The sequence below is a fragment of the Chitinophaga sp. genome (assembly GCF_035564935.1).
Taxonomy (GTDB): Bacteria; Bacteroidota; Bacteroidia; order Chitinophagales; family Chitinophagaceae; genus Chitinophaga.
The window spans coordinates 1-8,038 of record NZ_DATMTE010000436.1; the positions used below are offsets into that span (position 1 = coordinate 1).

Genomic DNA, 8,038 nt, shown 5'->3' on the forward strand with positions numbered 1-8,038 from the left:
GCAAAACTCTTTGATCACAAAGCTGGCATCTTCAGGTGTAGATATGTGTCGGTAAGAAACCTTCATAATGTCTTTATTTTTAGTACACTATTTATTTTTCTAAAGCAAAATTTAAGAAATATAGCAAATATAGTATCGATATCTTGCAAATGAAGTACTTTTATTTCAATAGAAGTCTGAATAAGTTTGTGTAACAATGATTAAAAAAACGTTCCTGTTATGAAACCGATAAGTTTGAGCCTTACAGCCACCATATTACCGGCCATTCTTCCGTGATGGGCATCGCAATTAGCTGCAGAAAACATTAATCCACTTTTATATATAAAGCGTTATGGAACTAGGGATACACAACTGGATGCGGTCTGAAACTATAGAAACTACCATACGGAGAGTTGCTGCACTGGGATATACCAAACTTGAAATTGCGGGTACCCCGGAGCAATATGACACGAAAAGCATAAGGCAACTGATGAAGAGCCATGGCCTGTCGTGTTGGGGATCTGTAACCCTGATGCTGGGAGAGCGCAACCTGCTGGCCAGGGATGAGGCTCAACGTGCAAAATCAGTGCAGTATGTGAAGGATGTAGTTAAAATGGTCAAAGAATTGGATGGGCATATGGTGTCGGTAGTACCATGTACCGTAGGAAAAATTGTGCCCGATGGCCGGCCTGAGGAAGAATGGAAATGGGCCGTTGATTCACTGAAAGAAATTTATGACTATAGTGAATCTTCAGGTATTGTGATAGGCATAGAACCTATCAACAGGTTTGAAACCTACTTCATCAACAGGGGCGCCCAGGCGCTGGCGCTCGCGGAGGCTGTAGGCCCCAACTGCGGCGTGTGCCTGGATACCTTTCACATGAATATTGAAGAGGCCAACATGTTTGAGGCCATCAGGCAGGCCCGGGGAAAACTGGTTGGTTTTCATGTGGCTGATAACAACCGTATGGCGCCGGGAATGGGACATCTCAACTGGAAAAAGATCATAGATACATTGAGGGAGATCAACTATAATGAAGTGCTTTCCGTGGAATTTTGCGCGCCGCTGGACCGTACCCCCGCCAATCCTTACCCGGACTCCATTGACGAAAACCCTGAAAACTTATCTGCTGAGCAGGAAAAATTCCTGGCAGATCATGGCAGCGCTTCTGTTACGGAAGCATTTTATACCATGCTCACTGCCGAATCATTTAATACTTTATCAAAACTTATTTAAAGAAGTCAACTGCTAACAGATGAAAATAGCTAATGTAGAGGCATTTTGGTTACGCTGTCCTGTTCCTAAAGAAAAACAACATACTTCAGACTATGGATTATTAGCCAATTTTGACATGACGCTTGTTGTGATAACAACAGATAATGGTCTCCAGGGATTTGGAGAAGCCAAAGCAGCGGTTGGATCTTCAGGGGTATGCGCCTCCATTGTGAATTGTATTGAAAATGAACTAAAGCCTGCTTTACTGGGTAAGCCCGTTAAAGATATTTACCGTATCTGGGAAGAGATGTATAATGGCACAAGGGATCATTACGCATTGCAGAGAGGCCGGAAGTTCCCTATCCTTGGGAGAAGAGGCCTTACCATATCTGCCATGAGCGGTATTGATACTGCCTTGTGGGATTTAAAAGGGAAGATGCTGAATGTTCCCGTGATGGACCTGCTCGGTGGCGCCTGCAGGGATCAGATGCCGGCCTATGCCAGCGGCGGCTGGGCAGATACAGACAATATCGGCGCACAATTGAAAGGCTATACCCACAAAGGATTTGGCAGTGTTAAGATGCGCGTTGGCGTAATGGACCAGACCGTACAAAACAGTATTGACAGGGTAAAGGCAGCGAGAGCCGCTTTAGGGCCTGATATCAAACTGATGGCGGATGCGCACGGCACCTTCAGCGTTCCGGAAGCAAAGCAGTTTTGCCGGGGAGTGGAAGATTGTAACTTATACTGGTTTGAGGAACCTATCAGCCCGGATAATAAAACAGGGACAGCGGAAGTAAGGGCTTCCACCTATATTCCTATTGCAGCAGGCGAAAGTGAATATACCAGTTTTGATATCAATGAATTGCTGGAGATAAGGGCCATTGATGTAATACAGCCGGATGCAGCCATCATTGGCGGTATTTCCGAAGCGGTGCGCGTATCGCACCTGGCCACTGTGCATCAGCTGGAGCTGGCCCCGCATTGCTGGGGATCCGCCTTCTCTTTTATGGCGGGACTGAATGTTGCATTTGCATCGCCATCCGCCACTATCATTGAGTTTTCACTGGGAGGCAATCCAATGATGTATGAACTGGTAAAGGAACAAATTACGGTGACCAATGGCGTTATCCAGGCGCCTGTAGCCCCGGGATTAGGCGTAACCCCCGACTGGGATTTTGTAAAGGAGTATAAACAGAAAGCGTAGAAGTTGTATTTGTAAATAACTATTTATGGCCAAAGCACTTAAAATTAATCACGTAACACTGATTGTAGACAACCTGGAAAAAGCAGGTCATTTCTATCAGCATGAATTGGGCCTGGAGCCGCTTGCCGCCTTCCGGTTTGATTACCCTGTTATGTTTTTCAAATTTAACGAAGAGCAACAATTGCATATCTCCGAATGGGAAGACAAAACCTCCTTCCGCGGGCATGTTTGTGTACAGGTAGATGATTTCAGCAGTCTCTTTTTTCGTATGAAAGCACTGAATGTTATTGATATAAATCCCTGGGGAAAAGTAAGAAAATTGCCGGATGGAGCTATGCAGATGTTTGTGCGCGATCCTGCGGGTAACCTGGTGGAAATTTCCTCCATACCGGGAGCTGAGGCAGATCCCCGGATATTTACCGATGAATTGTATGAAGAAGGGCTGTATATTTCCAACAGGAATGACTTCCGGGGATACAGGTCTGATGATGCCACCTTATATCATAACAAATGAAGAAAAATGTATTACTGCTTGAAACCGTTGCCGATGAAGCATTCGCCATTCTTCAAAAGAATGTGAATGTATTTGCCGGGTATGATGAAGCCGGTTTAAGCAATGTGCTGAACAATGAAGATATCCATGCCATCATTACAAGAGGGAAAGGACTGATCAATAAACCACTTATCGATGCCTGCCCGCATTTGCAGGTAGTTGCCAGGTGTGGCGTAGGATTAGATAATGTAGACGTGGCTGCAGCAACTGCCAGAAAGATCATGGTCATCAACGCGCCGGGTAGCAATGCCGCCACCATTGCAGAGCATACCCTGGGCCTGATGCTGATGCTGATACGTAATATGTATGAATCGGTTACCCAAGTGAAACAAAACAACTGGGCCTGGCGCAATCAATATACAGGAGATGAACTGAATGGAAAAACCCTTGGCGTGTTAGGTATGGGAAATATAGGGAAACGTGTAGCCCGGCTTGGAGATGCTTTTGGAATGGAGGTAGTGTATTGGAGTAAATCCACCGGTGACCTCCCCTATAAATACCTGGCTATGGAGGACGTGTTAAGGCAGTCGGATATAGTAAGTCTTCATCTTCCTTTTAATGGAGAAACAGATAAGATCATTGGAGAAAAACAACTGCATCTGATGAAGTCCGGCGCGTTACTGATCAATACCGCAAGGGGCGCACTTATTGACCACCCTGCATTACTGCAGGCGTTAAACACCGGTATTATTGCAGGCTACGCCGCAGATGTATTACCCGATGAGCCACCGGTGGAAAGCCTCGGTATTGTACAACATCCGCGGGCAATTGTTACGCCGCATTCAGGCAGTCTTACAGCGGCCACCTACCGGCAGATATGCCTGCTCACCATCAATAATGTAGTGGCAGCGCTTACCGGTAAGCAACCGGATCTTAACAGCATATATAACCGCGATGCACTTCAATGATCATTGCGTTATTCAATAACTGATACCATCGTTTATTTTATGTTACCCGTTATGCTTCCCGGAATGTAGCAGGTTGAATCGCATACAAAAACGGTCATCAATAATCTTTGTTCAAATGAAAAAATTCTGCGTTTGTTTATTGGTCCTGGTAAGTACCAGCATTACATGTACCAGCCTGCTCTTTGCGCAATCTTCCAAAGCGAAAAAAAAGCCGCTGGTTGTTTTCGTAACAGGTGATCATGAATACAGCAGCGAAGCAACTATGCCGGCAATCGCCGCCGCACTGGAGAAAGATTACGGTATGAAAACGATCGTGCTTAAAGCATCGCCGGATTATAACAGCGAAGAAAATATCCCGGGCCTGGAGGCTTTGCAACAGGCCGACCTGGCGGTTTTCTTCCTGCGCTGGCGCAGGCTTCCGCCTGAGCAACTGGCCTTTATTGATGCTTACCTGAAATCCGGCAAACCTGTTATGGGCTTCCGTACCACCACCCATGCCTTCCATTTTCCGGAAGGACATCCCAGTGAAAAATGGAATGCCTTTGGGGAATTTGCATTGAACGCACCTCCGGGCTGGGGCGGCGCCGCCAAACATACCCATTACGGGCACGAGAGCAGCACAGATGTACATATCATCCCTGAACAGGCCAACAATCCCATCCTCACAGGCGTTGCAACCAACTTTCATGTCCGCTCATGGCTGTACCGCGTTTTACCGGATTATCCAGTGAAAGGCTCTACCTGGTTGCTGATGGGGAAAGCAGTGAATACTGATAAAGAAGCCATCGAAAACCCGGTGGCATGGACCGGTACCAACACTTTCGGCGGCCGGGTATTTATGACGACCCTGGGCCATCCTGAAGATTTTTCACAGGAGCCCTTTCAGCGCGTGGTGATCAACGCCATTCACTATGAGCTGGGTCTCAAAGTGCCAAAGAAATGGAAAGGCAAAATCGATATCCGGGTGCCTTACCGTATAGCCCAATAAGTATTTCACGTTTCCTGATTACGCTAAATTTATCTAAGATGCCCAGACTATCAAAAATTGGCATTTACGCGCCTTTTATTCCCATAGTATTGGCGATAATGATACTGCATTCCTGTACATCCAAAGGACCTGCTCCGCTCACTATTTCCGGGACCTCCCATATCTCCCTGATCGGTAACAACCTGGGATCGAGAATGATAAACTATGATAATTTTGAAACAGAACTTTATCTCCGTTACCCGGAATATAAAATGCAGATCCGTAATATGTGCGATGGCGGGGAAACACCGGGTTTCCGGCCGCACTCCGGAAGAAACTCCCCATGGGCATTTCCGGGTGCAGAGAAATTCCGTCCTGAACTCGACAGCCAGGTGCAGGCCATCGACAATCCAAGCCAGGGACATTTTGAAACACCGGATCAATGGCTCACCAGGCTCAAAACAGATGTGATCATCGCATTTTTTGGCTATAATGAATCATTCGATGGAAAAGAAGGACTGGACAGTTATAAAGCAGAATTGGATGCCTTTATAAAATGGACACTGAAGCAAAAATACAATGGCGCCACCGCGCCGCAACTGGCCATTGTTTCTCCCATTGCCTTCGAAAATCTTTCTGATAAATATGATTTCCCCGACGGTCGTAAAGAAAATGAAAACCTTGCTTTATATACACAGGCCATGAAGGAAGTGGCCGCCCGTAATAATGTATTATTTGTAGATGCATTTACACCTTCCAAAAAATGGTACGAGGATACTAAAACACCTTTAACCATCGACGGTTCACAACTAAATGAAGAAGGTTATAAAAAACTGGGCCTTTTACTGGTCGACCAGATCTTTGGAAATGCTTCTCCCAAAAGCGAAATCAACAGGAAGCTGGTACATGATGCCGTAATGGAAAAGAACTGGATGTGGCTCAACGATTATAAAATCCCCAACGGCGTGCATGTGTATGGCCGCCGGTATGATCCTTACGGCCCGGATAACTATCCTGCGGAAATAGAAAAGATCCGCCAGATGACAGCGATCAGGGACACCGCAATTTGGCTGGCAGCTTCAAAAGGGAAGAAAATGGATATCGCTGCCGCCGATAAAACCACCAAAGTACTGCCTCCCGTTAAAACCAATTATAACCCTGCTAAAAACGGCAGCCTGCGGTATCTTACCGGGCAGGAAGCAGTAGCCAAACTAAAAGTGCCGCCCGGATACAAGATTGAACTCTTTGCCTCGGAAGAGCAGTTCAAAGATCTCGCCAAGCCAATGCAGATGTCGTTTGATAATAAAGGCAGGCTATGGGTAGCGGTAATGCCCAGCTACCCGCATTATAAACCCGGAGATGCAAAGCCCAATGATAAAATTCTCATTTTTGAAGATACCGACAATGATGGTAAAGCCGACAAAGAAACAGTATTCGCAGACAGCCTGCATCTTCCCATCGGTTTTGAGATAGCCGAAGAAGGCGTATATGTTGCCCAGGGAACTAATCTTAAATTATTAACAGATACAGATGGCGATGGCAAAGCGGATAAAACGGAGATCCTGCTCAGCGGATTCGACGATCATGATACACATCACAGCAGTCACGCGTTTACAGCCGATCCCTCCGGCGCCATCTATTCAGGGGAAGGCGTTTTTCTTCATACCAATGTAGAAACTTCCTACGGAACCGTTCGCGGCACTAACGGCGGTTTTTACAGGTTTGATCCGCGCCGCAGGAAACTGGAACGCACCGCGCAACTTTCTATTCCCAATCCCTGGGGTATTGCATTCGATGACTGGGGACAACCATTCTTCGCAGAAACATCCAGCCCGGATGTACGTTGGATGCTTCCCGGCACCGTGTTGCCCAGGTACGGCCAGGCTACACATAAATCGATCCAGCTGATAGAAGATAAACATAAAGTACGGCCTACATCAGGACTTGAATTTGTATCCAGCCGCCATTTCCCGGATGAGGTACAGGGAGATTTCCTGATCAATAATACTATCGGGTTCCTGGGAACAAAAGAACATACCCTGCAGGATGATGGCACCGGTTACAAAAGCCACCATCGCATGGATCTGCTGGTAAGCGGAGATCCCAATTTCCGGCCGGTGGACCTGGAATTTGCACCCGATGGATCATTATACGTGATCGACTGGCATAACATTCTCATAGGCCACATGCAACATAATGCGCGGGATCCACTGCGGGATCATTCGCACGGAAGAATATACCGTATTACCTATCCGTCGAGGCCACTGGTAAAACCAGCCAATATAGCCGGAGCGCCTATAGAAGAACTGCTCAACAATCTTAAACTGCCGGAATACAGAACCCGTTACAGGACCCGCCGCGAACTGAGAGGACGTGATGTTTCACAGGTACTGGCCAAACTGCAAACCTGGGTAGCCCACCTGGATAAAAATGACCCGCGGTATGAACATCATTTACTCGAAGGACTTTGGGTGAGCTGGGGAATGGATAAAGTGGACCAACCGCTTTTAAAACAGGTATTAAAAGCAAAAGACTATCATGCAAGAGCCGCGGCAGTAGAAGTGCTGCGTTATACAGGACACCAGGTAGCCGACCAGGCGGAGCTGCTGATGCAGGCGGCAAAAGATGAAAACAGCCGCGTACGCCTGATGGCCATCGTGGCCGCCTCATGGATCGGTAAAGAAAAAGGTCTTCCTATCCTGGCAGCCGCCAAACAAATGCCGCTGGACGAATGGATGATCCATGCGTATGAAACCGCCGTGGCACACTTAAACGGGGAAAATGTGAAAAAGAATAAAGATGAAAATGAAAAGTCCGGTTTGAAAGGTGCATCACTGGCACTGTTTAACAAAGGAAAGGAAATTTACGCTATAGAAGGATACTGTAAAACATGCCATCAGGCAGATGGTAAAGGTCTTCCGGATTCAGGCTTCCCTCCTCTTGCCGGCTCCGCCTGGGTAACAGGAAACGATGAACGGCTCATTAAACTGGTGATGAAAGGAATATTAGGCCCGATAGAAGTAAACAATAAAACGTACCCGGGCCAGGTGCCCATGACACCGTTTGGCGGGCTGCTGAAAGATGAAGAGATTGCCGCCGTGTTAACCTACGTCAGAAACTCGTTCGGCAACAAAGGGGCGCCTGTTTCCCCGGATAAAGTAAAACAGGTAAGAAAAACCATAGAAAGCAAGAAAGATTTCTATTCTGC

At 46.8% G+C, this 8,038-nt stretch carries 6 protein-coding genes; all 6 read left to right on the forward strand.

The window, feature by feature from the left end; genetic code table 11:
- Positions 1–331: 331 nt before the first annotated feature.
- Positions 332–1,216, forward strand: a complete 885-nt coding sequence (locus VN105_RS11290) for a sugar phosphate isomerase/epimerase family protein (protein WP_325640873.1) — start codon at positions 332–334, stop codon at positions 1,214–1,216.
- 19 nt (positions 1,217–1,235) lie between these two features.
- Positions 1,236–2,402, forward strand: a complete 1,167-nt coding sequence (locus VN105_RS11295) for a mandelate racemase/muconate lactonizing enzyme family protein (RefSeq protein ID WP_325640875.1) — start codon at positions 1,236–1,238, stop codon at positions 2,400–2,402.
- Positions 2,403–2,427: 25 nt separating this feature from the next.
- Positions 2,428–2,916, forward strand: coding sequence for a VOC family protein (locus VN105_RS11300; RefSeq protein WP_325640877.1), 489 nt, complete (start codon positions 2,428–2,430; stop codon positions 2,914–2,916).
- A complete protein-coding gene (locus tag VN105_RS11305) occupies positions 2,913–3,863 on the forward strand; it encodes a 2-hydroxyacid dehydrogenase (protein ID WP_325640879.1) in 951 nt (316 codons plus the stop codon). The genes VN105_RS11300 and VN105_RS11305 overlap by 4 nt, the downstream gene beginning before the upstream one ends.
- A gap of 115 nt (positions 3,864–3,978) precedes the next feature.
- The gene (locus tag VN105_RS11310) at positions 3,979–4,851 is read left to right on the forward strand and encodes a ThuA domain-containing protein (protein WP_325640881.1); all 873 of its coding nucleotides are present in this window, start codon (positions 3,979–3,981) and stop codon (positions 4,849–4,851) included.
- A gap of 38 nt (positions 4,852–4,889) precedes the next feature.
- On the forward strand, positions 4,890–8,038 hold a 3,149-nt coding region (locus VN105_RS11315; RefSeq protein WP_325640883.1), incomplete at its 3' end, for a PVC-type heme-binding CxxCH protein.

Excerpts from the sequence above, each read along its gene's own strand:
- VN105_RS11290 (WP_325640873.1), top strand. The coding sequence starts at position 332 with ATGGAACTAGGGATACACAACTGGATGCGGTCTGAAACTATAGAAACT.
- VN105_RS11295 (WP_325640875.1), top strand. The coding sequence starts at position 1,236 with ATGAAAATAGCTAATGTAGAGGCATTTTGGTTACGCTGTCCTGTTCCT.
- VN105_RS11300 (WP_325640877.1), top strand. The coding sequence starts at position 2,428 with ATGGCCAAAGCACTTAAAATTAATCACGTAACACTGATTGTAGACAAC.
- VN105_RS11305 (WP_325640879.1), top strand. The coding sequence starts at position 2,913 with ATGAAGAAAAATGTATTACTGCTTGAAACCGTTGCCGATGAAGCATTC.
- VN105_RS11310 (WP_325640881.1), top strand. The coding sequence starts at position 3,979 with ATGAAAAAATTCTGCGTTTGTTTATTGGTCCTGGTAAGTACCAGCATT.